Genomic DNA, 24,341 nt, shown 5'->3' with positions numbered 1-24,341 from the left:
TCAGCCCCCGGGCCGGCTTTCCCAGCGGACCTCGCCGTCCCGGCGGTGCGGGGTGGGAGCGAGGCCGCAGGCCCGGGCGACCGCCGCCGAGGCGTGGTGGTCCGGGTGGACGTGGGCCAGGAGGCGGCCGACGGGCAGTGCCAGCAGCCACGCGCCCACCGCACCGGCGGCCTCCGTCGCGAAGCCCCTGCCCTGCCAGGGCGCGCCGACCACCCAGGCCAGTTCGGCGCTGTCCTCGGCCGGGGCGACGGTGGTCTGGACGGTCCCGACGAGCCGCCGCTCCGCGCGCAGCCGCAGCGCCCAGTTGCCCCACACCAGCGCCGGATCCGGTGAACCGGCGGCCAGCCGCCCGTAGCGCTCGCGTAGGGCGGCCGGGTCCGGCGGCTCGCCGCCGATGAAGGCGTACAGCGCGGGGTCCTCCAGTACCCCGGCCATCTCCTCGGCGTGCTCGGGCCGCAGCGGCACCAGGTCCAGCCGCGGCGTGGCGAGGGCGCCGGGCCGGATCGCGGGACGGGTCCCGTCCCGGGCGGCGGCCGCGCCGGGAGGCGTGTCGGGAATCGCGTCGGGCTCGCTCATCCGCCGAGTCTGCCCGGGCAGTGGGGCGGCGCGGAAACCCTTTTCGGGCTGTTGCGAAGCAGGACGGGCCGGTTCAGCGGGCTGGTTCGACCTCCAGGAAGCGGCGTCGGCGGGGGCCGCGGTACAACAGGCACTCCCATCCGTGCCGCTCCAGCACCCGGGCGCACTCCGCCAGCCGGTCCTGCTCCTCCTCCACCGCGCCGCCACCGGGCGGGCCGAGCCACGACACGTGCACCCGCCCCGGCTCCGGCGCGGCCGCCACCCGGTAGCCGGTGTGCGAACGCCGCCCGTCCGGGGCCACCGCCGACGGCGCGATGCCCGCGGCCTCCAGTACGAGGGCCACCGCGCGCGGCATCCGGCGCAGCTCCCACGGGGCGGGAACCTCCGTACCCCGCGGGCCGTTCACCAGACGCCGGATCTGCATCAGCCCTTCGTACGCCGTCCGCACCTCGGCCGCCCGCCCGGGGACCGGATGCGGCGCGGGGCCGTCCCCGGTCGCCGCCTCGAAGCCCTGCCCGTCCGGTCCGTCCGCCACGCACACCACCCACCCCGTCTGAGTACCTCAGGTCCAACGGCTCGAGTATCCGCGCCGATTCCCCGCCCGGCCCGCGCTGATCCAATGGCGCCATGACGTACGAAGCCGCGCGCGGCACGCACCGCCCGCGCATGCAGCAGGTGAGCACCGCCGGTTCGGCGCTGGCGGTGGCGCTGGTACCGCTGGTGGCCGGGATCCTGATCGCCAAGGGGATGGCCGCCGACCCGCACGCCCCGGTCAACGCCTTGATCACCGGCGGCGGCCAGCGCGCCGGGCTGCCCCGCGCCGAGTGGCGCCGACGCGGCCACACCGCCCTGCGCCGGCTGCGGACCGCCCGCGAGGGCACCACCCGCTCGGCCCGGCGCTGCGCCGCCGCCTGCGGGCGCCGCGCGGAGCGGGTCCCGGCGGCGCTCAGGGGGCCAGGGGCTCCTGGAGCTCGGTGACCCACTGGTCGCGGTCCTGCGGACAGGCCAGGTTCAGCTCGCGCGCGAATCCGGTGGAGCGGTGGCCGTGGGCGTCGATCCACCGGGCCAGCGCCTGGGCCGTCGGCAGCACGCCGTCCATCGACCCCCGGTGCACCACGGTCGCCGCCCGTTCGACCCCGGGCAGCTCGACGATCCGCACCCCGCCCCCGAGGTCCTCGGCACGGACGGCCGCCGCGACGGGGAGCCCGGCGTGCACCAGGACGGATCCGGGCGCGGCGTCCGGAGCGTCCTCGTAGTAGGCCAGACCCGGACCCGTCGGAACGACCCCAGCGGCCTCGACCCGGCCGCACAGCTCCTCGTACAAAGGACCGATGACCGGCCCGATGTCCTGCGGGGCGTACCCGGCGGCGACGCCGGTCAGTTCCGCCAGGCGGACGGGCGGCAGGCTCTTCACAACGATCTCGTCGGCCGGCATGGTTCCCTCGCTCTCGATGGTCCGGAGCCTCGTCTCGACCGCCGCCAGCCGCGCCGCGGCGGCGGCCACGGCGTCCTCCAGTTCCGCCTGCCGCTGCCGCAGCATGCCGCGCAGCCCGGCCACGCCAGGCCGCTCGTTGAGGATGGCCCCCACCTCTTCGAGGCTGAAGCCGAGTTCCTTGAGCGCGATGACACGGTTGAGGCGGGAGAGCTGTTCGGCCTCGTAGAAGCGGTAGCCGCTCGCGGGGTCGACACGTGCCGGGCGGAGCAGTCCGAGGGCGTCGTAATGGCGCAGCATGCGGACCGATACCCGGCCGTACTTGGCGAAGTCTCCGATGGTGAACATGACGCCTCCCACGGCACAGCCTGACACGGTGTGAGGGTCAAGCCCGATGCGTTCGCAGGGGAGTCCTGGCCGGTCAGCGGGTGTACTGGCGCACGCAGAGGTCGACGACGGAGGGCGGGACCACGCCCTGCGCCGCGGCGCACAGCTCCTCCCCGCGCGGGGCGTGCGCCGGGTGCCGGGGAACGGCAGGTTTCGCGGCGTGCTCGCCGCCCCGGCGGGCGGGACGGGTCCGGGGCCGCTGCTTCGGCCCCCCGGCCGCGTCCGGGCCGGTGTCGGGGGCCGGATGACGGGGGCCGGCGTCGGGGAGCGGGCTCAGCGGCAGCGCGGGGGGCGGGGGCGCGGCGGGCGGGGTGTCCGCCGCTCCGACCGGAGGCGGGGAACCCGGCGCGGCACCCGCGGCACGTTCCCCCGGTCCGGCCGGCACGCAGCCGGTGCTCGTCAGGAGCGCGAGGAGGCAGAGGGGCAGGGCGGCCCGGCGGAACTGCATTCCTCCACCATGCCGTACGCCCGGACGGCCGAGCCGCACCCCTCACACGTCCGGGTGACGCCGGTTCAGGCCGGATCTCCCGCCCGGAGGGAACGGGCGGATCGGACACCCGGCTTGACCCGGGGCGTCCCGGGAGGCGAGAGTGCGCCCGATCCAGAATCACGGCGCGACCCGCACTCCGAAAGACGCAATCCATGCTGCTGCCCGCCCGCACGGCGGTCCCCCGTGCCACCGGCCCGAAGCGGGCCCATGCCTGACGACGGCCTGCTGGTGCGCCCCTACGTCGCCGCCCCGGGCCGGCCGTCCCCCGCGCCGGACGGTCCGACCTGGCCCGAGGACGCGGCGCCGCCGGTCCGGGCACCGCAACCGGTTCCCGGCGCCGCGCCGTCGGGTGCGCCCGGGCGGCGTCGGCGGCCGCGGACGCCGGCCGTCCTCGCCCTGCTCGCGCTCGCGTGCGCCGGGGGTCTGGTGCTGCTGCTGAGCGGTCCCGACCCGCAGCCCCGGCGGGCCGGGGCGCCGCCCGGCCTGACCGTGCCGGCGCTTCCGGCGCGCAGCCCCGACACCGGGCCGGCCGCCCCGTCCGCCGCCCCGCCCCGGCCGAAGGCCTCCGCCTCGCCGCCGGGCACGACGGCCACGCCCTCGGCGCCCTCGGTGCCCGCGGCGGGCCCGAGCACCCGGCCCGCGGGCCCGTCCGGCGCCGCCCCGCCGCCCCCGGCCGGGGGCGGCGGCACCCTGCGCCAGGGGGACAAGGGCCCCGAGGTGCGGATCCTGCAGCAGCGGCTGTACGAGCAGGGGTTCACGTACGTCGCCGTCACCGGCGTCTACGACGGACGCACCCGGCGCGGCGTCGCGCAGCTCCAGAGCGACCGCGGCATCAAGGGCGACCCGCCCGGCGTCTACGGTCCGGTCACGCGGGCCGCCTTCGGCTGACCCGCGGCGGTCCCGCGCCGCCGGCTCAGCGGCCGCCCGACACCCGCAGCACGGCTCCCGTCGTGTACGAGGAGTCCGGAGACAGCAGCCAGGCGATGGCGCCCGCCACCTCCCGCGGGTGGCCCGGCCGTCCGAGCGGGATCGTCCCGGCGGCCCGGGCGGGCCGGCCGGGGTCGCCCATCGCGGCGTGCATGTCGGTGTCGATGATGCCGGGCGCCACGGCATTGACCCGGATCCCGTCCGGGCCGAGCTCCTTGGCCAGGCCCACGGTCAGTGCGTCGGTGGCCGCCTTGGTCGCCGCGTAGTGGACGTACTCCCCGGGGCTGCCGAGCGTGGCCGCCGTGGAGGAGACGTTGACGATCGCGCCGCCGCCGGAGGCCGCCATGTCCTGGGCGGCCCGGCGGCAGCAGAGCAGGTACCCCAGGAGGTTCACCTCCATCACGCGGCGCAGGTCCTCGGTCCGGGCTTCGGCGAGCCGCCCCAGCGGGCCGGTGACCCCGGCGTTGTTGACCAGCCCGGTGACCGCGCCGAGTTCGGCCCCCGCGATGTCGAAGAGCCGCTCGACCCCGCACTCCGTGGACGTGTCGCCGCGTACGGTCACGCACCGCGAACCGGTCGCCCGGACCAGGCCGGCGGTGGCCTGGGCGGCCGCGTCGTCGCTGATGTAGCCGAGCGCCACGTCGTGCCCCTCGGCGGCGAGCCTGACGCAGGTCGCCGCGCCTATGCCCCGGCTCCCTCCGGTGACGACGGTGACCGGACGATGCGACATGTGAGCCTCCCAAGTGACGGGGAGGCAGGCTAGCAAGCGCCGGGGTCCGCCCGAGCACCGGCGGCGCGGCTTGCCGGGGCGCGCCCGGCCGTCCGTGATGGGATTGGCGCCACGCAGCCGATCGCACGAGCTCACGAAAGAGGCCGGGTACATGTCCGAGGAAACGATGCGGGCCATGGCATACGAGACGTACGGCGGTACGGAGGTACTCGCCGAAACCAGGCTCCCCGTCCCCAAGGTCGCACCCGGCGAGGTGCTCGTCCGCGTCAAGTACGCCGGGGTGAACCCCGTCGACTGGAAGATCATGGCGGGCGCGCTCGACGGGCTGATGGACGTCGTGTACCCGGTGGTCCCGGGCTGGGACGTGGCCGGCACCGTCGAGCGGGTCGGCATCGACGTCCCCGAGTTCGCGGTCGGCGACGAGGTCATCGCGTACACCCGGAAGGACTACGTGCACGGCGGCACCTTCGCCGAGTTCGTGAGCGCGCCCGTACGGACGCTGGCGGCGAAGCCCGCGTCGCTCGACTGGAAGCAGGCGGCCGGGCTGCCGCTGGCCGGTCTCACCGCCTACCAGTTGCTCACCCGCCTCGGCACCGGCAAGGAGGACACCGTCCTCGTGCACGGCGCGTCGGGCGGGGTCGGCTCCCTCGGCGTGCAGATCGCCCGTGCGCTCGGCGCCCGCGTCATCGGTACCGCCTCGCCGCGCAACCACGACCGGCTGCGCGAGCTGGGCTGCGAGCCCGTCGCGTACGGGGACGGCCTGGCGGGCCGCGTCCGCGAACTGGCCCCCGAAGGGGTGACCGTCGTCGCGGACTTCGTCGGCGGGGTGCTGGACGTGACGCGGGCGGTCCTTGCCGACGGCGGGCGGCACGCGTCGATCGCCGACCACACCGTGCTCGGCGCGGGCGGTCAGTGGATGTGGGTCAGGCCCGTCGCGAGCGACCTCACCGAACTGGGCCGGCTCGCCGACAGCGGGCTGCTGACGGTGCCGGTCGCCGAGACGTTCCCGCTGGCCGAGCTGGCGGCCGCCTTCGAGCTGAGCCAGGCCGGGCACACCGCCGGGAAGATCGTCATCGAGCTCTGAGCACCGCCCGGCCCCGGGGGGTTCAGCCGAGCGAGGGCACCGCCCCGCACTCCGCCCACGCGACCTGGACACCGGGCAGCCCACGGGACCACGGGGCGGCGAGGGCGGCGAGCCGGGTCGCGTCCGGCGGGGCGGTACCGAGGCCGATCGCGTACCGGGCCAGGGTGTCGCCGCGCTCGAACGGGCGGGGCCACGCGTGCGCGTCGGGCAGGCCGGCGTCCGCGAGGGCGCCGAGCAGGGCGCGCAGCCGGCCGCGCATCCGGCCCAGGTTCTCCTCGAACTCCCCGGGCCGGGCGCCCCGTACGGTGACCACCGCCCAGGCGGCGTGCCGCCGGTGCGGCGGAGCGGGGGCGGCGGGGGAGCGGCGGTCCGGGTCGGCCTCCAGCCACTCCCACGCCGCGTACAGCTCCCGTACCAGCAGGTCCCGCATTCCGGGGGTCACCTGTGCCGTGCAACTGCGGACGGGGTGGGAGGGCGTGAGTACGGTGACGGCCGCGCCGGGTCCGGGGGCGGCGGGGTGCGCGTCCGGGCCGCTCGGCCCGCTGAGGGTGACCGGGACGTGCCAGTCCCATGCCGCCCACGTGGCGAAGAACTCCCGTACCAGCGCCGCAGGGGCCAGGTCCGCGGCCTCGGAGACGGTGCGCGCCGCCAGTACCGCCCAGGCCAGCCCGGGCAGGCCGCCGAACGGCGCCGAGTCCAGGCCCCGGGCCCGGGCCCAGGCCTTCACCTCGCGCGCCAGCCCCGCGAACGCCTCGGACCGTGCGGATACGGAGCCGCGCACCGCGTCGGCGTCACTCACCGCGCTGAGCGCCACCGCCGCCGCGCCCGCCCCGGCCCGCCGGGCCACCGCTTGCGCCGGGGCCGCCCCGCCCGTGGCGACGGCCACCAGGTCCACGTCCAGGGCGCCCATCCGGAACCGCAGCCCCGGCACCCGCGCGCCCGTGACCAGCCGGAGCCGCCGGGCCTCCGGCAGCGCCGCCGCCATCCGCTCCCGCAGCCGTTCGGGGCTCACCTCGCCCGGCAGGGCCGCCACCAGGTCCAGGTCCGCCCCGGGCAGCGCGCAGCCCATGCGCCGCGAACCGGCCAGGTGCACCACCCCGTCGGCGAGCGCGGCCGCGACCCGTTCGGCGACCGGCCCGGCGGGTCCCGTCTCCCTCGGCGACGGAGCCCCCTCCGGGAGCCACCGCACCGAACCGGTGCCCAGTTCCACGGCCGCCCGGATCCGCATCGGCTCGTCCCCGCGCCGCGACAGCACCGCGAGCGATCCGACCCGCGCCGCCGAACCCCCTTCCGGGAGCCGGGCCCCGAACTCGCGGACCGCCCGCTGCGGATCGCGGCTGCGCCCCAGCGTCAGGTGCGGGGTGAACCCCCGCGCGTCGCCCCGCCCGCCACACCCGGGGAAGCGTTCCGCCAGCGCCCGGCGCAGCTCCTGCCACGCCGCGTCGCCGTCGGCCGCCGGGTCCAGCCACAAGGTGGCGTCCTCGCGGTGCCCGAAGCTGTGCACCCCGGCCAGCCGGGCGGTGAACGGAGCGGTCCGCGCGGCCGCTTCGGCCAGCAGCGGCAGTGCCTCCTCGAAGCAGGACTCGGGAACGAAGCCGAACAGCAGGTTCACGTGCGCCGGCCAGCGGCCGGCCCCAGGGTCGTGCTCCCGGCGCAGCGCGTCCACCGCCGGGTCGGGCGGCGGCAGCCAGGCCACCGCCGTCCGCGCGGTCGCCGGTACGCCGAGGGAGCCGCCCGAGCCGTCCGGCCCGAACTCGACCGTCGCCTCGACCCCGTAGTGGTCGGAGACGAACAGCCCCTCGGCGGTGGGCGCGTCGCCGCGCAGCGCGGCCTCCCGCACCCGCGCCTCGGCCGACCGCAGCAGGATCCGGTCCAGCCGGGCCGGCCGGCCCGACAGGGAGCCGACCGCGGCCAGCGGATTGACCACCGGGTCGAAGGTCGGGGTGTCGTCCGCCGGCCCGTGCACGTCGCTCCACGCGTCCCGCAGCCCCAGCGCGGCCGCCGGTCCGGCGGCCCCGGACCGGCCGTCGTTGAAGTCGCCGACCAGCGCCAGCGCGGCCTCGACGCCGCCCAGCCCCTCGGCCAGCCGGGCGAGTTCCGCCGCGCGCCGGTCCGCCCCCTGCTCGGTGTGGTCGCTGGTCAGGTGGGTCGCGGCCACCACGAGCGGACCGCCCGCCGTGTCGACGGTGACGGCGGTCACCGCCTTGTGCGGGGCCAGCACGTGCAGGGCCGCCTCACGCACCGGCAGCCGGCTCAGCAGCACCAGCCCGCTGTCGGCCACATCGGCGCAGTCCGGGTCGGTGCCCAGGGTGTAGCCGGACCGCACCCACGGCTGCGCCAGCAGCAGGGCGAGCAGCGCGGGTTCGACCTCCTGGAGCGCGATCACGTCCGCATCGGCCGCCGCCAGATCGGCCAGCAGCAGCGGCCTGCGCCGGTCGGTCGCGATGCGCGGGGCGTCGTAGCGGTCCCACAGCGTGTTCCAGGTCAGCAGCCGCACCCGCGCCGGACCGGCCGTCGTCCCGGCGCCGGGCGCGTCCACCGGCCGCCAGCCGCCGCCGTCCGCCGCGTCCCAGGCGTACGGGGTCCGGGCGGTGAAGAACGGCGCGCGCAGCAGCCGGGGCTCGCGCACCCGCCCGGCCCGGGTCACGTCGATCCGGTCCACCCCGGTGGCCCGGTCCCACACCAGCTCGCCGTCCGCCTCGACGAACAGCACCCGGTGCCAGGGGATGTCACCGCCCGGCACGAACGACGGCAGCGGCACCCGCTTGGGGGCGGCCCCGCGCTGGAGCAGGCCGAGCGTGAACCGCGCCGGGTCGAAGCGGGCGTCCCAGCGGACCTGGTGGTAGAGCTCCTCGCTGGTACGCATCAGCCGTCCGCGCCCGGTGTTCCGGCCGTCGCCGGGAGTCTCTCCGCGTCGGCCCGGGGAGCTTCCGCACCCGCCGGGGGTTCCTCCGGGCCGCCGATGGACCCGGCGCTGTCACCGACCGTCCCGTCGGCGCCGACGTACCACGTCAGGTGCGCCTCGCCCGGGTACGGCGGGGAGAACCGGCGCAGCTGCGAGGCCAGCACCGGTTCCGGTACCGGATGGGCCCTGGCCGCGTTGCGCCGGGCCAGTTCGGCCTCCTCGACCCACACCACGGCGTGCGTGACCAGCGCGTCGCGGCGGCGGGCGAGTGCCCCGGCCAGGCCCCGTTGCCGCGCGGTGAGGGAGGTGGCGTCCCAGACCACCGTCCCGCCGGTGCGCCCGGCGGCCGCCAGAGCGGCGTCGAGCCGCTCCAGGCCCTCGCGCAGGACGTCGGCGTTGGCCCGCTGGTCGGAGCGGGAACCCCGGGCGGTGCGCAGGTCGTCGAGACTGACGTACGCGTCCACTCCGGCCAGCCGGCCGGCGTAGCTGCTCTTGCCGCTGCCCGAGGGTCCGCACAACTGCACGAGGTGCGGGAAGGCCCCGTCGCGCCAGCGCCAGGTCGCCGCCACCGCCTCCTCGGCGGTGTGCACCCTGCCCTGCCCGAAGGCCTCCCGCGCCTGGGCCCAGCACCGGTCGGCGGCGCGCAGCCCGAGCCCGCCGAGCGCCTCCCGCAGCCCGCGGCGCAACGGCCCCAGCGGATCCGGTCCGAGCAGCCCGGCTTCCTCCGCGTACAGGGCCGACCACTCCACGCACTCGCGCCCCGCCGCGTCCCCGGGCTCGCCCAGCGCCCCGGCCAGCGCGTGGAGCACACCCAGGTCGGCGGCCCCGGCCAGGCGGACCAGCCCGGCCCGCCGCTCCGCGTCCGGGAACGGCCTGCGCAGAGCCGGGTAGAGCCCGACCAGGTCAGCCACCCGCCGGGCCGACGGCATCCCCAGCGGCCCCGCCGCCAGCCGCGCGCCCAGCCGGGCCCGCGGTACGCCGTGCAGCGCGGCGGCGAGCACCCCGGTCAGCCGGCTCTCCCCGGTCCGCCCCAGTCCGTCCAGCCGGCCGGCCACCTCGGCGACGGCCGCCGCGACCCCGGGCGCGGACGCGGGATCCATGCCGAGCGCGCCGAGCAGGGCCGCCGGGTCCGGCTCGGAGCCGGAGCGGACCGCCCACAACGGGGCGGAGGGCCCCAGCCCGTTGGGCACCACCGGCGCGTACATCCAGTGGGTGTCGGTCCGCACGTGCCCGCCACGCACCCACTTGGCCACGCACCGCCCGAAGTCGGCCCGCGCGAAGCCGTCGACGGTCCGTACGACGTAGCCCTCCTGGCGCGCCGTGTCGATCCGCAGCCTGCGCAGCGCGCGCTCGTCGTAAGCGCCGCGCCACAGCACGCGCGGGGTGGGGACGCCCAGCCGCCGCAGGAAGCGCACGGTCCGGTCCCAGTCCAGGCAGTGGTCGCCGTCCCACACCGAGAACCCGTAGAACCAGCTGTCCAGGTCCTCGTACGGCAGGGAGTGCCGGGCGTACAGGTTCTCCCCGCACACCCGCAGGCCCGCCGGTATCCCGGGGCCGATGCGGCCCTGGAGACCCTTCACCCAGGCCCGGGAGGGGTGGTGCCCCGAGTCCGGGGACCGGGCGTGCAGGCCGTCCCGGTAGAGGGTGGTGTTCTCCCCGTCGAGCTTCTCGGTGACGACGACCTCCCGCCCGGCCAGCGCGACCGGCCCGGACACCCGCACGTCGTCCGCGGCCGCCCCGGGGGACCAGGGCAGGTGCGCCGTACGGGGGTAATGCGTACGCATGATCCGCTCCTGCCCGCGACGACGTCCTCCCACGTCACTCTAGGTAGGTGGCGCGCGCGGATCCACCCGATATCCGGGCCCCCGGCAGCCGGGCCGGCCGGGGGCCCGTCCGCCCTACGGCCGACGGCCCGCCCACGCCACCAGCCGGTCGATGGCGGGAGCGTCGTCGGCCACCGTCACGACCTCCGCGAAGGGCACCCGGCCACCACGGGTGCCGGCGGGCAGGGACCGGCGTACGACCTCCAGCACCCGCTCCACCAGGGCCGGGTCCCACTCGGGGTGCTGCCCGGTCGCTCGCGCCAAGTCCCAGGTGTGCACGGTGAGTTCGTTGGTGTAGATCAGCGCGCCCACCGCCCCCGGCTTGGGCCCGACCGGCAGCCGCAGCTCCCGGGCCAGGATCCCCTCGTCCGCCCACACGGCCTCCGCCTCCACGGCGGCCGGTGCCCAGGCCGCGGCCCAGGCGCCGTCGGGCAGTTCGTCGGCGAAGGACGGCACGCTGAACGGGTCCTCGCCCCGCCCGATCACGGCGATCCGGCGCAGGACGGCGACGAGGTGGCTCGACAGCCGCCGGACGTCGAACTCCACGCAGGGGGTGGGGGAGTCGTACTGGTCCGGGCGGACCGCGGCGAGGGTGCGCCCGGCGAGCGCGATGGCCGCCGAGAGGTCGTGGCGGGGGTCGAAGGTGTGGGCGGTGGTCGGCTGCGGGGCCGCGAGCTGCGCGGTGTTCTCGTTCATGCCTTCATCCTTGCGGCTAAAGTGGCCATCTTCTGGCCAGTTTTCCGGCTGATCCGGCAGTGGGTCCCAGGGAAGTGAGCGGTGTGTACGGACGTGAGCGGGCATGAGGGCTGACCGGCTGGTGGCGACACTGCTGTTCCTCCAGGAGCGCGGCCGCGTCACGGTGCCCGAAGTCGCCGCCGAACTGGAGGTGTCCGAGCGCACCGCACGCCGGGACCTGGAGGCGCTGGCCGCGTCCGGGATCCCGGTCTACTCCCAACGCGGCCGGGGCGGCGGCTGGTCGCTGGTGGGCGGGGCGCGCACCAACCTCACCGGCCTGACCGCCGCCGAGATCCGGGCGCTGTTCCTGCTCACCGGGCCGCTCGCCGCGACCCCGGAACTGCGCACCACCCTGCGCAAGCTGGTACGCGCCCTGCCCCCGGCACTGCGCTCCGACGCCGAGGCCGCCGCCCGCGCCGGCATCACCGATGCCACGGACTGGTCCCGCAACGCCGCCACGGCGGAGGCCGGCCACCGTTCGCGGCTCCAGAGCGCCGTGGTGGAGGGGGAGCGGGTCCGGCTCGGCTACGAAGGGGTCGGCAAACCGCCGGGGATACGGGTGGTCGACCCACTCGGGCTCGTCGCCAAGGCGGGGGCCGACTACCTCGTCGCGGGCACGGAAGCGGGCCTGCGGACGTTCCGGCTCAGCCGCGTCACATCGGTGGAGCCCACGGGCGAACCGGTGGTACGGCCCCCCGGCTTCGACCTCGCCTCGGTGTGGCGGGAGCGGGCGGAGGTGATCGAGGGCAGCATGTTCGCGGTCACGGCCCGGGCCCGCGTCGCCCCCGAGGCACTGGCCCGCCTCGAACGGCTGCTCCGCGGCCGGGTCACGGTCGGCGAGCCGCTGGACGACGGCTGGACCGAGGTCCGCGTCGACGGACCGGCCCACCGCGCACTGGCCGCCCAGCTCTCGGGCTTCGGCGCCATGGTCGAGGTGCTGGAACCCCCGGAACTGCGCCGGGAACTGGCCCGGATCGGCGCCGAACTGACGGCGCTGTACGCGTCCGACGCCTCCTCCTGACCGCCGCCCGCCCCAGCCGGGCAGCGTGACCAGCCCCATCCCCTGGGCCGTGATGACGAGCGAGCTGGACGCGGTCCCGCGCGGCCGGCTTGGTGAGCGGGCGCGACACGTGCGACTTGGTGGTGGCCACCGTGACGAAGAGGTCCTGCGCGATCTCGGTGTTCGACCGGCCCCGCCCGATCAGGACCACAACTCCCGTTCCCGCTCGTTGATGCCCTCGACCGCCCGCGGTGAGCGCTCTTGGGGCAACCGCAGGGCGCCCGGCGAACTCAGCGATCAGCCGGCGCCTGCGCCCGCCTCCGCTGCCTGCTCACCGCCGGGTGGATCGAGCCGCGGCCGCCACCGCCGCGCCGGGAACCGGACCCCGGCTCCCCGGGTCACACCGCCACGGTTCCCGGAACCTGGCCCGGGTACGCCCTCTGGCCGCTCGGCGCGGTCGCGCTCGTGGTGTTCGTCGTGCGGCGCGACGTGCGAACGGCCCTGCCGGGGAGCCGGGAGGGCCGTCCGTACGTCGAGCGCCATGACCCGACCGTCACACCGCCGTCATGTCCTGGCAGCCGTGCTCTTCGGCCAACTCGCCCTGGCCTCCGGCGGCAGGGCGGCGCAGGCGGCGGCCCCCGGCCGGCCGTCCTCCTCGGTCCAACCCGTCACCCGGGCCGTGCACCTCGGGAAGGACGGACGGACCGTCACCACGGTGGTGGCCGTGGGTGGCTGTCGGACGGGACGGTTGACGGGGGTGGAAACGGACACCGCGATCACTCTGGCGCCGGCGACGGCCACCCGGCGGGAACCCGGTGAAGTCTGCCCGGCCGGCATCCGGCTGCAACCGGTGAGCCTCACACTCCGCTCGCCCCTGGGCAGTCGGAGGGTGATCGATGCGGCCACGGGACGGACGCTCGCGGTCGGTTCCTGACCTGACCTGACCTGACCTGACCTGACCTGACCTGCCCCTGGCCGGAAGCGGAACGCGCTCGCGCCGGGCGCCGACGGGCAGCGCGCCGTCGGCGTTCGTCATACCGGCGCTGCGCTCAGCGGCCGGTCACGTGGTCGGACGGGCGGTTTTCAGGCCGCCTGTCCGCATCAGGGAAGCTAGCAAGATCGACATAATTAGGCAATAAGGAGGTATCGGAGCGGCAAAACAGCGGAGCGCCCTTCCGCATCCGGGCGCCCGCCGTAACCGGAGGGCGGCACCCGCTGTTGCACAGCCGGCGGGTCCCCCCACGGCGAAACGGAGTCCCCATGCCCCAGCTGACCGATGACGCCGGGCAGGCCGCCGGAGAGGCCGGCACCTGGATGACGCCGGCCGAGTACGGCGCCTCGCGCGCCGCGCTCTGGACCGGAGCGGTCGTCCTCGTCACGGACCCCGACGGCCGGGTGCTCGTCCAGACGGTCGACTACCGCCCCGACCGGCTCCTGCCCGGCGGCGCCGTGGACGCGGGCGAGTCCCCGTCCGCCGCGGCCGCCCGCGAGATGCGCGAGGAGCTCGGGATCGACGGCCACTACCCGCGCGGGCTCGCCGTCGACTGGATCCCCGCCAACGCCCCCGGGTTCCCGCCCGAGATGCGCTTCCCCGGAGAGATCCTCTACGTCTACGACGGCGGCGCCTGGACCTCCGACCGGATCGACGCCGTCCGCCTCCCGGCCCAGGAGATCACCGGCATCGACTTCGCGGAACCCGCCGACCTGCCGGCCCTGATGGACGCCGGTGACGCCCGGCGGAGCCTGTCCGCCCTGCGCGCCCGGATCGCGGGCAACGGCCCCGTGCTGCTGGAGGACGGCCGGCCGGCCGCCCCCACCGCGCTCGACCGGCTCGGGGTGCTGCGGACCCGCCGCACGCCGGGGCACGGCGCCTGGCACCCCGGCCCGGTGCCCGCCGGGCTGCCGGTGCGGGACCGCTCCGGGTGGCTGTTCGCCCCGGACGGCCGGGTCCTGCTGCTGATCGCCCGCGCGACGGGGGCCGCGCAGCTGCCGCCCCCGCACGCCGAGCCCACCGCCGGGGCCGCCCCGCTCGGCTACCGGTACGCCGACCGGGGCGCCCACGCCCGTACCGTCGCCCGTCTCACGGCGGTGTCCGCGCACCGCGATCCCGCGTACGCGCGGCTGCTGGCCACCCCCGAGCAGGTCCGCGAGCTCAGCGACTGGGGCGCGGCCGGCCGGCACGAGCTGGCCGCCGTGCACGCGGCCCGCGCGCAGCTCTCGCTCCCGGCCCCGCCCCGCACCCCGCCCACCGAGCTGCCCCGCGAAGGCGTCCGCTGGTGACGGCCCGGGTGCCGCCGCGTCCGCAATCCTGGTCACGCGCGGCGCGGTCCCGCAGCATGGAGGCCATGAGCGACAGCGCGATCACCTACACCCTGTACATCCAGGCAGACCCCGACCGCGTCTGGCAGGCGCTGACCGAGCCCGCCCTCACGCGCCGCTACTGGGGTGTGAGCTTCGAGACCGACTGGGCGGTGGGCTCGCGGATGGACTGGTTCGAACGCGGAGCCCGCACCAGCGACCCGGCCCAGGTGGTACTCGACTGCGTCCCGAACCGCAGGCTCTCGTACAGCTGGCACAGCTTCACGCCGCAGTGGGCCGCCGCGGTGGGCATCGGCGAGGAACTGCGGGCCGAGCTGGCCGGCGAACGGCGCACGAAGGTCACGTACGAGATCGAGCCGGTCGGTGACACGCTCGCCCGACTGACCGTCCACCACGAGGGGTTCGAGCCCGGCGGCACCCTCATCGGCATGTGCTCGCGGGCCTGGCCGCTCCTCGCCTCCAGTCTCAAGACCCTGCTGGAGACCGGCGCCCCCCTCCCCGAACCCGGCCACGACGCCGAACAGGGCCACGGCGGCCACGAGGCCTACGAGCGCTGACCCCCGGCCCGTGCCGAGGAGGCACCCGCGCACCTCCCCGCGTACCCCTGGGCGGCAACCGGCGGCGGGGTTCGTGTGGAATGGGGGCATGGGGAGCAGTGAGCGCGAGATGCGCGGGGCGGGGAGCGGGCCGCAGGAGCCGTTCGAGCGGTGGCGCTACGCCCGCCACCTGGCGGCGCTCGCGGCCGCTTGCGGTGAGGCGGCCGAGGCCGAGGCGGTCGCCGCCGTCCTGCGGGACCCGGACCCGGTGATGGCCGAGAGCGCCGTCGTCACGCACCTGGACCGGCGGGCGGTGCGACTGCTCGCCGACCGGCGGTTCCCCGCCTGGGCCCGGGCCATGGAGGCGGCGCTCGACGGACGCCTCTTCCCGTCCCGGCGGCTGCGCGAGTGGACCCTGCTGAGGACGATCGTCGGGGGCGGGCGCTGGTCGGCGACGGAGCTCACGGCCGCCTCCGACTGGTGCCAGCGCACCGCCGCCCGGACCGTGGACTCGTCCGAGGCGCTCGGCGCGCTCGCCGCCTCCGCCCGCAGCCACCGGGTCCGCGCCGACGCCGCCCGGCGGCTGCGCGGACGTACTTCGGTCTGAGCGGGGGACCGTCCGGGCAGCGGTCGGGCGGCCCTCGCTTACCGTGACGAAAGGGGCGTATCGCCCTGTCCGCGGAGCGGATTGCGGACGCTCTCTCACCGAAGCCTCGTCACACGCGCGTTCGTAGGCATATGGTCGGCTTACCTGGCCGGGTATCAGCGTTGGACCATGCCATTCCGCTGGAGGATGACTCTCCGTGTCGCACCTTTCACAGGCTCCCGTCAGCACCCCGGAGGCCGAGCCCACTCCGCCCACCCCCCGTGCGTTCAGCGAGGTGAAGGGCTGGTTCTCGGCCTACGACCAGGTGCTCTTCGACTGGTTCCTGACCCGCCAGAACAGCGACGCCGCCTCCTCGGGCGACCTCCTGGAACTCGGCGCGTTCATGGGGAAGAGCGCGATCTTCCTGGCCGGATACCTCCGCGACGGCGAGGAGTTCACCGTCTGCGACCTCTTCGACTCGCCCCCGCCGGACGACGAGAACCTCAGCGAGGTGCGCGACTCGTACCCCACCCTCACCCGTCGCGGCTTCGAGACGAACTACCTCGCCTTCCACGAGACGCTGCCCACCCTCATCCAGGCCCCGACCTCCGTGGTCGCCGACCGGGTGCGCGCCAAGAGCTGCCGCTTCATCCACATCGACGCCTCGCACCTCTACGAGCACGTCGTGCAGGACATCGCGTCCTCCCGGCTGGTCGCCGCCCCGGACGCGGTGGTCGTCTTCGACGACTACCGCTCCGCCCACTGCCCCGGCGTCGCCGCCGCGGTGTGGGCCGCCGTCGTGACCGAGGGGCTGCGGGTGATCGCCGTCTCGGCGTCGAAGCTGTACGCCACCTGGGGCGACCCGGCGCCCCACCAGGCGGCGCTGTTGAACTGGCTGGAGGGCCGCACCGACCTGTGGCACGGCGTCGACATCGTGGCCGGCCGGCCACTGGTGCGGATCGGCGACGAAGGCGTGGCCCCGATCGCGCCCCCGAAGCCGTTGCACCCGGCCGGGGAGGAGGAGCCGGCGGCGCCCGTCGCGCCGGCCCCCGCCGCCGTCCACCGGCCCCCGGTCCGCTGGCGCAAGCTGGCCAAGGACCTGCTCCCGCCGGTCGTCACCCGCGTGATCGTGGCCGCGCGGCGGCGGCGCCGCCGCTGACCGCGGCCACGCCGCGCGGGCGTCAGTTGCCCTTGCGCACCCGCGCCGCGCGGCGGGCCTCGGCGGCCTGCCTGGCCTCGATGGTCCTACGGGACTCCTTGCCCTTGCCCGGGCGGCCCGGGCGGGTCCCGATGCCCCGGAAGCCGAGGTCCGTTCCGCTCGGCCGGCCCTTCGCGTCCGTCGGCGCCGACCCGGACAGCGGGACGCCGGACGGGGCCTTGGCGCCGGTGATCCGGCTGAGCGCCGCCTCGCCGGAGCGGACCTGGGTGATGGTCGGCCGGATCTTGGCGTCGGCCATCAGCCGGACGATGTCGCGCCGCTGGCTCGGGGTGATGAGCGTGACGACCTTGCCGGACTCGCCGGCCCGGGCCGTGCGGCCGCCGCGGTGCAGGTAGTCCTTGCTGTCGGCCGGGGGGTCCACGTTGACGACGAGGTCGAGGTCGTCGATGTGGATGCCGCGGGCCGCCACGTTCGTCGCGACCAGGACGTTGACCAGGCCGTCCTTGAACTGACCGAGGGTCCGGGTGCGCTGCGGCTGCGACTTCCCGCTGTGCAGGCCCTCCGCGCGGACGCCCATCGCCCGCAGGTGCTTCACGAACTGGTCGACGCCGTGCTTGGTGTCCAGGAACATCAGCACCCGGCCCTCGCGCGCCGCGATCTCCGTCGCGGCCGAGATCTTGTCCGCCGCGTGGATGTGCAGCACGTGGTGGTCCATCGTCCCGACCGAGGCGGACTGCGGGTCCACCGAGTGCGACACCGGGTCCTTCAGGTAGCGGCGCACCAGCTGGTCCACGTTGCGGTCCAAGGTGGCGGAGAACAGCATCCGCTGACCCGCGTGGTGCACCTGGTCCAGGATCTCGGTGACCTGCGGCATGAACCCCAGGTCGCACATCTGGTCGGCCTCGTCGAGGACCGTGATCCGCACCCGCTCCAGGTGGACGTCGCGCCGCCCGACGAGGTCGCTCAGCCGCCCCGGGGTGGCCACGACGACCTCGACGCCGGTGCGCAGCTCACCGGACTGCCGGCCGATCGACAGACCGCCGACGACCGTCGCCATCCGCAGCTTCAGCGCCTTCGCGTACGGGTCCAGCGCCTCGGTCACCTGCTGCGCCAGCTCCCGGGTCGGTACGAGGACCAGGGCGAGCGGGCGCTTCGGGTCCGCCTGCTGTCCCGCAGTACGGGCCAGCAGGGCCAGCCCGAAGGCGAGGGTCTTGCCGGAACCGGTCCGGCCGCGGCCGAGGATGTCGCGGCCGGCGAGGGAGTTGGGCAGCGTGGCGGCCTGGATCGGGAACGGCTCGCGCACCCCCTGGTCGGCCATCGTCTTCACCAGCTCGACGGGCAGACCGAGCTCCGCGAACGACGCCACCGGCGCCAGCGCGGGCGAGACGGTCTTCGGCATGGCGAACTCGCCCTGCGGTCCCAGGGTCCGAGGGGCCTTGCCGGCGCCCTTGGCGCCCGGCTTGCCGCCTGCCTTGGCTCCGGCCTTGATGCCGAAACGCCCGTGAGCTGACGGGTTCTTCATGCAGAACCTTCCGTGAAGGAGAGCGTGCGCGGCGCCGCAGTGCCCGGTACGGCAACGAGCCGGGGCCCGTACCCCTCGGTACGGGCCCCGGCTCGTCGTACACGTCCGCACCGGGCGAGAGCGGCCCGCGCATCAAGTTTCCCGCCCATTTTACCAGTCGCGGGGCCGGGGCCCGGGCGGCCGCCGACCCCGCCGCCCGCGGGCGTACCGCTCGAAGGCGGCGCTCACCCCTTCCGCCGACGAGGCGGGCAGAAGTTCGAACGACCCCGGTTGGCCGCGCCTGGAGTGTGACGCGCGGGGCGGTTGGGCACTATCGAGACGGCCGCGTGTGTGGCCCGAGAGGCACGTCGAGAAGGATCAGTACCCATGGCAACTGGCATCGTGAAGTGGTTCAACGCGGAGAAGGGGTTCGGATTCATCCAGCAGGACGACGGCGGTCCTGATGTGTTCGTGCACTTCTCCGCGATCCAGACCACCGGCTTCAAGGAGCTGGCGGAGGGCGCGAAGGTCGAGTACGACGTGACCCAGGGCCCCAAGGGTCCGCAGGCGGAGCAGGTGGTCCCCCTTCACTGACCCCGCTTCACGAGCCGAGCTGTCCGTGGGCCCCGCCGGAAAGTGATTCCGGCTGGGCCCGCGCCGCTCAGGAGCGGCCCGCGGCGTGCAGGGCCAGCAACAGCAGCCAGAGCCGGTCCGCCAGCTCGGTCGCGGTGGCCGGGACGCTGCCGTGCAGCCAGTCCGCGAGGACGCCGGTGAAGGTGGCGGCGACGGCGGAGGCGACCAGGTCGGGGTACGGGGCCCCGACGGCCGCCCGCTCGGCCCGGGCGCGGGCCCGCAGCTCCCGGTACAGCCGCTCGCCCAAGGGGCCGAGGCCGCCGGGCAGCAGCAGGGTGCGGTACAGCGGTCCCCGCGCCGCCGCGCCGGAGAGGAATCCGGCCAGCGCGGCCGGCGGCTCGGCCGGGGGGCGCGCCGCCGGGTCCGTCTGCCAGGCGTGCAGGGCGTCGACCGCAGCGTGCACGACCTCGGCGCACGCGTCCACGGCCAGCGCGGCGAGGTCCTCGTAGTGCAGGTAGAAGGTGGCGCGGCCGACCGCGGCCCGGCGCACCACGGCAGAGACGCTCACTTCGTCCAGCGGCCGCTGCGCGCACTCCGCGAGCAGGGCCCCGCGCAGCCTGGCCTTGGTGCGCGCCGTGCGCGGGTCCTCCCCGCTCACGCCGCGAGCAGCGCCGCGCCGAGGGCGAGTGCGCCGGGCAGTGCCTGTGCGATCAGGATCCGGCGGTTGGCGGTCGCCGCCCCGTACAGCCCCGCGACGATCACGCAGATCAGGAAGAACAGCTGGGTGGCGAGCGAGTCGATGACCAGCGACCAGACGAGCCCGGCGGCGAGGAAGCCGTTGTAGAGCCCCTGGTTGGCGGCCAGCGGCGCGGTCAGCTTCGCGGTGGCGGCGTCGAATCCGGACAGCGAGCGGCCCGGGGGCCGCTCCCACAGGAACATCTCCAGCACCAGGAAGTACGCGTGCAGCGCGGCGACGACGCCGATCAGGACCTGAGCGAGCGTGTGCACGGCAACCCCCGGGGTAAAAGGCTCGATTTCCTGGACAACTGTACAGGAACTCCCGCGGACGGGCAGGCGCGACGGCGCGACTACGCTGACCGCATGACTGTGCTGTTGTACGAAGAATTCGGTACCGGAGCCCACCGCGAGAGCTCCCTGATCCGCCACGCCCTGGGCAGTTCCCACGACGAGGCGCTGATCGCGGGGCTCGCGGGCGGTATCGGCTTCATGTACTTCGTCTTCGAGTACCCGGACCGCCCGCCGGTCGCCACGATCGTCGCCCAGGCCCACCCCGAGCCGTGGGCACAGGTCGCCCTCGGCCGGCTGCACGTGCCCTACGACGCCACGCGCAGCACCAAACCCCGCTGGGGCCGGGTCCGCGCGGCGCTCGACGGGGGGCAGCCCGTGTTCTGCGTCGTCGACCGCGCCTCGCTGCCCTGGCACGAAGCGGTCCCCCCGATGCCGGGCGCCGACGCGTACACCGTGGTCATCGCCGGGTACGAGGGCGACGACCTCTTCGTGGAGGACGGGGCGGCGGAGCCGTACCGGGTCGACCGCGAGGAGTTCGGTGCGGCCTGGACCGCCCACCCCACGGGGCGCCACCAACTGGTCGTACCGATGGGGCCGGCCGAGGCGGAACCGGACGTCGAGGGGGCCGTCGCCGCCACCGTCACCCGGTTCACCGGGCCGGTGCTCGGCAACCGGTTCGACGTGAACTTCGGCTTCAGCGGCATGGAGCGGCTCTCCGCGGACTTGCGGGACACCGGCACCCCGGCGGGCTGGGAGCAGCGTTTCGGCGCCACGCCGCAGACCTTCCGGGCGGCCACCCGGCGGCTGTACGCCTCCCTGGAGGAGGAGTGGACGGCGCCCGGTGCCACCCGGCCGCTGTACGCCGACTTCCTCGACCTCGTCGGCCGTCCCGAGGCGGCCGGGCTCTTCCGGGAATCGGGCCGGCATTGGTCGGAACTCGCCGCCGTGGCCCGGGCGGCCGCGCCCGAAGCCGGAGCGGAGCAGCGCCGCGCACTGTTCGACGCGTGCGCCGGACTCGTCGACCGCTGCGCCGAGCTCGAACGCGAGGCGGTCGCGGCGCTCGCCAAGTAGTCGGCGGGTCGCGCGGGACCGCCGCTGCGCGGGATCGCGCCCGGACGGCATCACCCGGGCGGCGGCCCCGCGCGGTCCGTCAGGCGTTCTGCACGGAAATGGCGGCGACCGGGCAGGCCCGCGCCGCCTCGCGCACCAGCGGGCTGCCGTTGCCGTCCTCCCGGCCCGGCAGCAGTTCGCCGAAGCCGTCGTCGTCCTGCGTGAACACGTCGGGCGCGGTCAGCGCGCACTGGCCGGCGCCGATGCAGACGCCTTGGTCGATGGAGATCCGCATACCGTTCACCATGCCACGGGTAGTTCGATCATGCCCTGGATGGTGTCACCGGGCTTGAAGGGGATCAGGTCCGGTTCGGCCGCCAGCCGCAGCCCGGGGAGCCGGGCGAAGAGCGAGCCGAGCGCGATCTCCGTCTCGGCGCGGGCCAGGTTCTGGCCCAGGCACTGGTGGATGCCGAAACCGAACGCCAGGTGATGGCGGGTCGGGCGGTGCCAGTCCAGGGCGTCGGGATCCGGGAAGACCGACTCGTCGCGGTTGATGACGGAAGTGGAGAACACCACCCCGTCCTCGGCGCCGATCGTCACGCCGCCGATCTCGATCTCCTCCGTCGCCACCCGCAGCATGCCGTCGGCGATCGACAGGAACCGCATCAGTTCCTCCACGGCCGCCGACATCAGCGACGGGTCCGCGCGCAGTTCGGCGAGCTGCTCCGGGTGGCGCAGCAGGGTGAAGGTGCCCAGCGAGATCATGTTCGCGGTGGTCTCGTGCCCCGCGATGAGCAGGATCACGGCCAGGGCGACCAGTTCCTCCACATCGGTCTGACCGGTCTCCAGACGCTGCGCGATGAGTTCGTCCAGCAGCCCTTCGCCCGGATCGGTGCGCTTGCGCGCGATCAGCTCCCCCAGATAGGCGTCGAGGCTGCGCCGGGCCTCCTCCACGTCGGACAGTTCGGGTCCGCGCAGCAGCTGCCTCGACTGGGCCTCGAAGAACTCGTGGTCCGCGTAGGGGACTCCCAGCAGGGAGCAGATCACCATGGACGGCACGGGCAGGGCGAAGGCGCCGACCAGTTCCGCCGGTGAACCCTGGGCGGTCATCCCGTCGAGCAGCCGGTCCACGGTCCGCTGGATCTGTGGCCGCAGGGCGGCGACGCGCTTGACGGAGAAACTCGGGATCAACATGCGGCGCTGGGCATTGTGTTCGGGGTCGTCGACGCCGAGCAGGGCCGTCCGGCGGGCCGTCAGCCCCTTGAAGCGCTTGGTGGTGGCGGGGAAGGCGGCGTGCTGGCGGTCGGAGGAGAGCCGGCCGTCGGAGAGCAGGGCGCGCGCCTCGGCGTGCCCGGTGACCACCCATACCGAGCGCCCGTCGAAGAGGGTGACGCGGGAGAGCGGCCGGGTTTCCCGCAGGGGCGCGTAGGCCGCCGGGGGGTGGTAGGGACAGGTTCGGTCCTGGGGGAAGGCAACGGTTTCTGACATGCAGCACCTCGCGAGCGATGGTCCGTCTTGCCGGCTCCATTACATGCCCGAGGCACCTATCTCACCTATGCCACTTTCGGCCATACCGGGCGGAAGTCGCCCGAAGGGCCCAGTGGCCCCCGGGCGGGGTCAGAGGTGGGCTTCGAGGAACGCCCGGAACTCCGCGCGGGTCATCGGGCCGGCGTGGGACGCGACCACCTCGCCGTCCTTGACGAGGACCGCGGTGGGTGCGCCGGTCACGCCGTAGCGCCTGGTCGGGCCGGGGCAGCGGGTGATGTCGGTCCGTACGGCGGTCAACCGCGTCCCGTACTCCTGTGCCAGCTCGCCGACCAGGACGTCCATGGTCCGGCAGGCCGCCAGGGCCTTGGGCCAGGTGCCGGTGAAATAGGCGAGAACCGGCCCCGGGGACATTCCCAGGATGAAATCGAACTCCTGGTCCTCCAGCGGCTGGTGCACCCGACGTGTCATGTGTGCTGCTCCTTGAGTGTCTCGGCGCGGCCCGGTTCGTCCAGGGATGCCGGGGGAACCGGCCCCGCGCGGCCGGCGCCCGGCCGACGCGCGCGGCCGGCCCGGCTGGTGGCCCGCGCACCCCATCATCCCCGTGATGGGGGCTCCCGTTGTCAGTGGCGGCTGGCAGCCTGGACGCATGGACGACAGGATGCTGCGGCGCCGGGTCTACGGCGCCGACCACGACGACCCCGACCCGGGCCCGCGCCCCGGCCACGTCTACGGCGAGCTCGTGGGCGGGCCGCTCGACGGCCTCCTGCTCGACGTCACAGGCTGGAGCGGGCGGCAGATGGCCGAAGAGGCCCGCCTCCCCACGGAGATAGGCCGCTACGGGGCGGGCGGCCGCGCCCACTACCGCCGTCGCGTGGCAGACCCGCAGCGCTGGGACTGGTCGGGCGACAGCCCCTGACGTGCGGCAGCGGAGGCAGGGCGGCGCGGCGAGCCCCCGGTCCGCCGACGTGTGACCGGGGGCTCTGTGCGGCACTTCCGCCGCGGGGGCGGGATCGGATGCGGCGGAGGTCAGCCGACGGTGGCGCTCCGGCTGACCTTGCGCGCCCACAGCACCAGCGGCACCTGGAGCGGCAGCCGGGCCAGGGTCGCGACCCGCGCGGCGGGGGCGCCGCGGCGGGCGTCCACCGCCATCTTCACGTTGGCCGGGAAGACGCCGACGAAGAAGGCCGCCGCGGCCGACGCCGCCACCCGGCGGGTCCGCGGATGGGCGATCCCGGCGGCGAGGGCGAGCTCCGCCGCGCCGCTCGCGTACGTCCACTGCCGCGGGGTGCCGGGCAGGGAGCGGGGGACGATCGCGTCGAACTGCTTGGGCGCGACCGCATGTGCCACTGCCGCGGTTGCCAGCAGGCCGGCCAGCAGCAGGGGTGAGGAAGGAGTGCGCGGCATGAGGACCCTCTCGGAAGCCGGGGACGGGCGGACGGCGGGACGGCCCCGCGATCCTACTCACCGGTAGGGCCGGGCCGTGAGGCCTCAGCGTTCGGGGGCCTCGGAAGAAGTCCGAAGAACTTTCTCGGGAGCTGTCGATCCGGGCGCCTCCCGTTCGACACAGGAGTGAAAGGCGGGACATCCCGCACGCAGCGACCGACCCGAGAACAGCGACCGACCCGAACACCGACCGAGGAGTCACCATGCCCCGCTTCCTTTCCCTGATCCGCATCGACGAGCAGAGCCTCCCCGCCGACACCCCCTTCCCGCCGGACTTCGAGCAGCGGATGGGCGCACTGCTGGAGGAGATCACCAAGGCAGGGGTGATGCTGGACACCGCCGGACTGCTCCCCACCTCCGAGGGAACCCGCGTGACCTGGTCCGGCGGCAAGCTGAGCTACACCGACGGCCCCTTCACCGAGACCAAGGAGGTCGTCGGGGGCTACGCCATCCTCCAGGCCAAGGACAAGGCGGAGGCGCTGGAGTGGACCAAGCGGTTCCTGGAGGTCCACCCCGAGCACTGGACGGTGGGCGCCGAACTCCGGCAGATCGCGGAGGGCTGAGCCAC

The 24,341-nt window shown here is 75.4% G+C and carries 27 protein-coding genes and 1 pseudogene; 12 read left to right on the top strand and 16 right to left on the bottom strand.

Translation table 11 applies throughout. The features are described 5' to 3' along the window. Together ACWGH1_RS00910 and ACWGH1_RS00905 are read right to left on the bottom strand one after the other, a co-directional pair. Positions 1-576, bottom strand: a complete 576-nt coding sequence (locus ACWGH1_RS00910) for a GNAT family N-acetyltransferase (RefSeq protein ID WP_453355571.1) — start codon at positions 574-576, stop codon at positions 1-3. Between the two features lie 73 nt (positions 577-649). Then, positions 650-1,111 (bottom strand): hypothetical protein, encoded by a 462-nt coding sequence (locus ACWGH1_RS00905; RefSeq protein ID WP_453355572.1) that lies wholly within the window; start codon positions 1,109-1,111, stop codon positions 650-652. Positions 1,112-1,203: 92 nt separating this feature from the next. Here ACWGH1_RS00905 and ACWGH1_RS00900 point away from each other — a divergent pair, with 92 nt between their 5' ends. Further along, positions 1,204-1,554 (top strand): hypothetical protein, encoded by a 351-nt coding sequence (locus tag ACWGH1_RS00900; RefSeq protein WP_453355573.1) that lies wholly within the window; start codon positions 1,204-1,206, stop codon positions 1,552-1,554. Here ACWGH1_RS00900 and ACWGH1_RS00895 read toward each other — a convergent pair. Both ACWGH1_RS00895 and ACWGH1_RS00890 read right to left on the bottom strand, forming a co-directional pair. Next, positions 1,523-2,356, bottom strand: coding sequence for a MerR family transcriptional regulator (locus tag ACWGH1_RS00895; protein WP_453355574.1), 834 nt, complete (start codon positions 2,354-2,356; stop codon positions 1,523-1,525). The genes ACWGH1_RS00900 and ACWGH1_RS00895 overlap by 32 nt on opposite strands. Before the next feature lie 73 nt (positions 2,357-2,429). After that, positions 2,430-2,843: a hypothetical protein gene (locus tag ACWGH1_RS00890; protein WP_453355575.1), complete on the bottom strand. Its 414-nt coding sequence runs from the start codon at positions 2,841-2,843 to the stop codon at positions 2,430-2,432. Between the two features lie 249 nt (positions 2,844-3,092). Between ACWGH1_RS00890 and ACWGH1_RS00885 the strand changes: the two genes are divergently transcribed. Continuing rightward, complete coding sequence (locus ACWGH1_RS00885) at positions 3,093-3,773, top strand: peptidoglycan-binding protein (RefSeq protein ID WP_453408302.1); 681 nt, start codon at positions 3,093-3,095, stop codon at positions 3,771-3,773. A 25-nt stretch (positions 3,774-3,798) separates the two neighbouring features. Here ACWGH1_RS00885 and ACWGH1_RS00880 read toward each other — a convergent pair whose 3' ends face one another. Next, positions 3,799-4,542 carry an SDR family oxidoreductase gene (locus ACWGH1_RS00880; RefSeq protein ID WP_453408301.1) on the bottom strand — a complete coding sequence of 248 codons (744 nt, stop codon included), beginning with the start codon at positions 4,540-4,542 and terminating at the stop codon, positions 3,799-3,801. Positions 4,543-4,708: 166 nt separating this feature from the next. Between ACWGH1_RS00880 and ACWGH1_RS00875 the strand changes: the two genes are divergently transcribed. Further along, positions 4,709-5,626, top strand: a complete 918-nt coding sequence (locus ACWGH1_RS00875; RefSeq protein WP_453353913.1) for an NADP-dependent oxidoreductase — start codon at positions 4,709-4,711, stop codon at positions 5,624-5,626. Positions 5,627-5,648: 22 nt separating this feature from the next. Here ACWGH1_RS00875 and ACWGH1_RS00870 read toward each other — a convergent pair whose 3' ends face one another. The 3 genes from ACWGH1_RS00870 to ACWGH1_RS00860 form a co-directional block, all read right to left on the bottom strand. Continuing rightward, positions 5,649-8,492 (bottom strand): poly(A) polymerase, encoded by a 2,844-nt coding sequence (locus tag ACWGH1_RS00870; protein ID WP_453353908.1) that lies wholly within the window; start codon positions 8,490-8,492, stop codon positions 5,649-5,651. Then, positions 8,492-10,315 (bottom strand): RNA ligase family protein, encoded by a 1,824-nt coding sequence (locus ACWGH1_RS00865; protein WP_453353909.1) that lies wholly within the window; start codon positions 10,313-10,315, stop codon positions 8,492-8,494. Before ACWGH1_RS00865 ends, ACWGH1_RS00870 begins: the two co-directional genes overlap by 1 nt. Before the next feature lie 114 nt (positions 10,316-10,429). Next, on the bottom strand, positions 10,430-11,050 hold the full coding sequence (locus ACWGH1_RS00860; RefSeq protein ID WP_453353910.1) for a TIGR03086 family metal-binding protein: 621 nt from the start codon (positions 11,048-11,050) through the stop codon (positions 10,430-10,432). Positions 11,051-11,153: 103 nt separating this feature from the next. Here ACWGH1_RS00860 and ACWGH1_RS00855 point away from each other — a divergent pair, with 103 nt between their 5' ends. Then, positions 11,154-12,110, top strand: a complete 957-nt coding sequence (locus ACWGH1_RS00855; RefSeq protein ID WP_453408300.1) for a helix-turn-helix transcriptional regulator — start codon at positions 11,154-11,156, stop codon at positions 12,108-12,110. A 64-nt stretch (positions 12,111-12,174) separates the two neighbouring features. On the opposite strand, the pseudogene ACWGH1_RS00850 reads toward ACWGH1_RS00855, so the two are convergent. Next, positions 12,175-12,300, bottom strand: a pseudogene (locus tag ACWGH1_RS00850) (LuxR C-terminal-related transcriptional regulator); the annotation flags it as partial. Positions 12,301-13,349: 1,049 nt separating this feature from the next. Between ACWGH1_RS00850 and ACWGH1_RS00845 the strand changes: the two are divergent. The 4 genes from ACWGH1_RS00845 (at position 13,350) to ACWGH1_RS00830 (ending at position 16,689) form a co-directional block, all read left to right on the top strand. Continuing rightward, complete coding sequence (locus ACWGH1_RS00845; protein WP_453408299.1) at positions 13,350-14,369, top strand: NUDIX domain-containing protein; 1,020 nt, start codon at positions 13,350-13,352, stop codon at positions 14,367-14,369. Between the two features lie 65 nt (positions 14,370-14,434). Further along, positions 14,435-14,965 carry an SRPBCC family protein gene (locus tag ACWGH1_RS00840; RefSeq protein WP_453357246.1) on the top strand — a complete coding sequence of 177 codons (531 nt, stop codon included), beginning with the start codon at positions 14,435-14,437 and terminating at the stop codon, positions 14,963-14,965. A gap of 88 nt (positions 14,966-15,053) precedes the next feature. Next, entirely contained in the window at positions 15,054-15,551 is a 498-nt protein-coding gene (locus tag ACWGH1_RS00835; RefSeq protein WP_453357247.1) for a hypothetical protein, read from the top strand. Positions 15,552-15,747: 196 nt separating this feature from the next. Continuing rightward, entirely contained in the window at positions 15,748-16,689 is a 942-nt protein-coding gene (locus ACWGH1_RS00830; protein WP_453408298.1) for a class I SAM-dependent methyltransferase, read from the top strand. 22 nt (positions 16,690-16,711) lie between these two features. Here the strand turns inward: ACWGH1_RS00830 and ACWGH1_RS00825 are convergent, their stop codons facing one another. Next, positions 16,712-18,211 (bottom strand): DEAD/DEAH box helicase, encoded by a 1,500-nt coding sequence (locus tag ACWGH1_RS00825; RefSeq protein WP_453408297.1) that lies wholly within the window; start codon positions 18,209-18,211, stop codon positions 16,712-16,714. A gap of 366 nt (positions 18,212-18,577) precedes the next feature. Between ACWGH1_RS00825 and ACWGH1_RS00820 the strand changes: the two genes are divergently transcribed. Further along, positions 18,578-18,784 carry a cold-shock protein gene (locus ACWGH1_RS00820; protein WP_453356204.1) on the top strand — a complete coding sequence of 69 codons (207 nt, stop codon included), beginning with the start codon at positions 18,578-18,580 and terminating at the stop codon, positions 18,782-18,784. A 67-nt stretch (positions 18,785-18,851) separates the two neighbouring features. Here the strand turns inward: ACWGH1_RS00820 and ACWGH1_RS00815 are convergent, their stop codons facing one another. Together ACWGH1_RS00815 and ACWGH1_RS00810 are read right to left on the bottom strand one after the other, a co-directional pair. Further along, a complete protein-coding gene (locus ACWGH1_RS00815) occupies positions 18,852-19,421 on the bottom strand; it encodes a TetR/AcrR family transcriptional regulator (protein WP_453356205.1) in 570 nt (189 codons plus the stop codon). Beyond that, on the bottom strand, positions 19,418-19,771 hold the full coding sequence (locus tag ACWGH1_RS00810) for a DUF1304 domain-containing protein (RefSeq protein WP_453356206.1): 354 nt from the start codon (positions 19,769-19,771) through the stop codon (positions 19,418-19,420). Before ACWGH1_RS00810 ends, ACWGH1_RS00815 begins: the two co-directional genes overlap by 4 nt. Positions 19,772-19,864: 93 nt before the next feature. Here ACWGH1_RS00810 and ACWGH1_RS00805 point away from each other — a divergent pair, with 93 nt between their 5' ends. Continuing rightward, positions 19,865-20,863 carry a BtrH N-terminal domain-containing protein gene (locus tag ACWGH1_RS00805; RefSeq protein ID WP_453356207.1) on the top strand — a complete coding sequence of 333 codons (999 nt, stop codon included), beginning with the start codon at positions 19,865-19,867 and terminating at the stop codon, positions 20,861-20,863. 79 nt (positions 20,864-20,942) lie between these two features. Here ACWGH1_RS00805 and ACWGH1_RS00800 read toward each other — a convergent pair whose 3' ends face one another. The 3 genes from ACWGH1_RS00800 to ACWGH1_RS00790 form a co-directional block, all read right to left on the bottom strand. Next, a complete protein-coding gene (locus ACWGH1_RS00800; RefSeq protein ID WP_453356208.1) occupies positions 20,943-21,137 on the bottom strand; it encodes a ferredoxin in 195 nt (64 codons plus the stop codon). 5 nt (positions 21,138-21,142) lie between these two features. Beyond that, entirely contained in the window at positions 21,143-22,330 is a 1,188-nt protein-coding gene (locus ACWGH1_RS00795) for a cytochrome P450 (RefSeq protein ID WP_453356209.1), read from the bottom strand. A gap of 129 nt (positions 22,331-22,459) precedes the next feature. After that, positions 22,460-22,798, bottom strand: a complete 339-nt coding sequence (locus tag ACWGH1_RS00790; RefSeq protein WP_453408296.1) for a thioredoxin family protein — start codon at positions 22,796-22,798, stop codon at positions 22,460-22,462. A gap of 178 nt (positions 22,799-22,976) precedes the next feature. Here ACWGH1_RS00790 and ACWGH1_RS00785 point away from each other — a divergent pair, with 178 nt between their 5' ends. Further along, the gene (locus ACWGH1_RS00785; protein ID WP_453408295.1) at positions 22,977-23,246 is read left to right on the top strand and encodes a hypothetical protein; all 270 of its coding nucleotides are present in this window, start codon (positions 22,977-22,979) and stop codon (positions 23,244-23,246) included. 110 nt (positions 23,247-23,356) lie between these two features. Here ACWGH1_RS00785 and ACWGH1_RS00780 read toward each other — a convergent pair whose 3' ends face one another. Then, on the bottom strand, positions 23,357-23,734 hold the full coding sequence (locus ACWGH1_RS00780) for a DoxX family protein (RefSeq protein WP_453356155.1): 378 nt from the start codon (positions 23,732-23,734) through the stop codon (positions 23,357-23,359). A 242-nt stretch (positions 23,735-23,976) separates the two neighbouring features. Between ACWGH1_RS00780 and ACWGH1_RS00775 the strand changes: the two genes are divergently transcribed. Continuing rightward, positions 23,977-24,336: a YciI family protein gene (locus ACWGH1_RS00775; protein WP_453356154.1), complete on the top strand. Its 360-nt coding sequence runs from the start codon at positions 23,977-23,979 to the stop codon at positions 24,334-24,336. Positions 24,337-24,341: the final 5 nt, after the last annotated feature.

It is taken from the genome of Streptomyces sp. NPDC054883 (assembly GCF_053610645.1).
The sequence above is the reverse complement of the archived record's forward strand: the minus strand, read 5'-3'. Positions and strand labels throughout refer to the sequence as shown.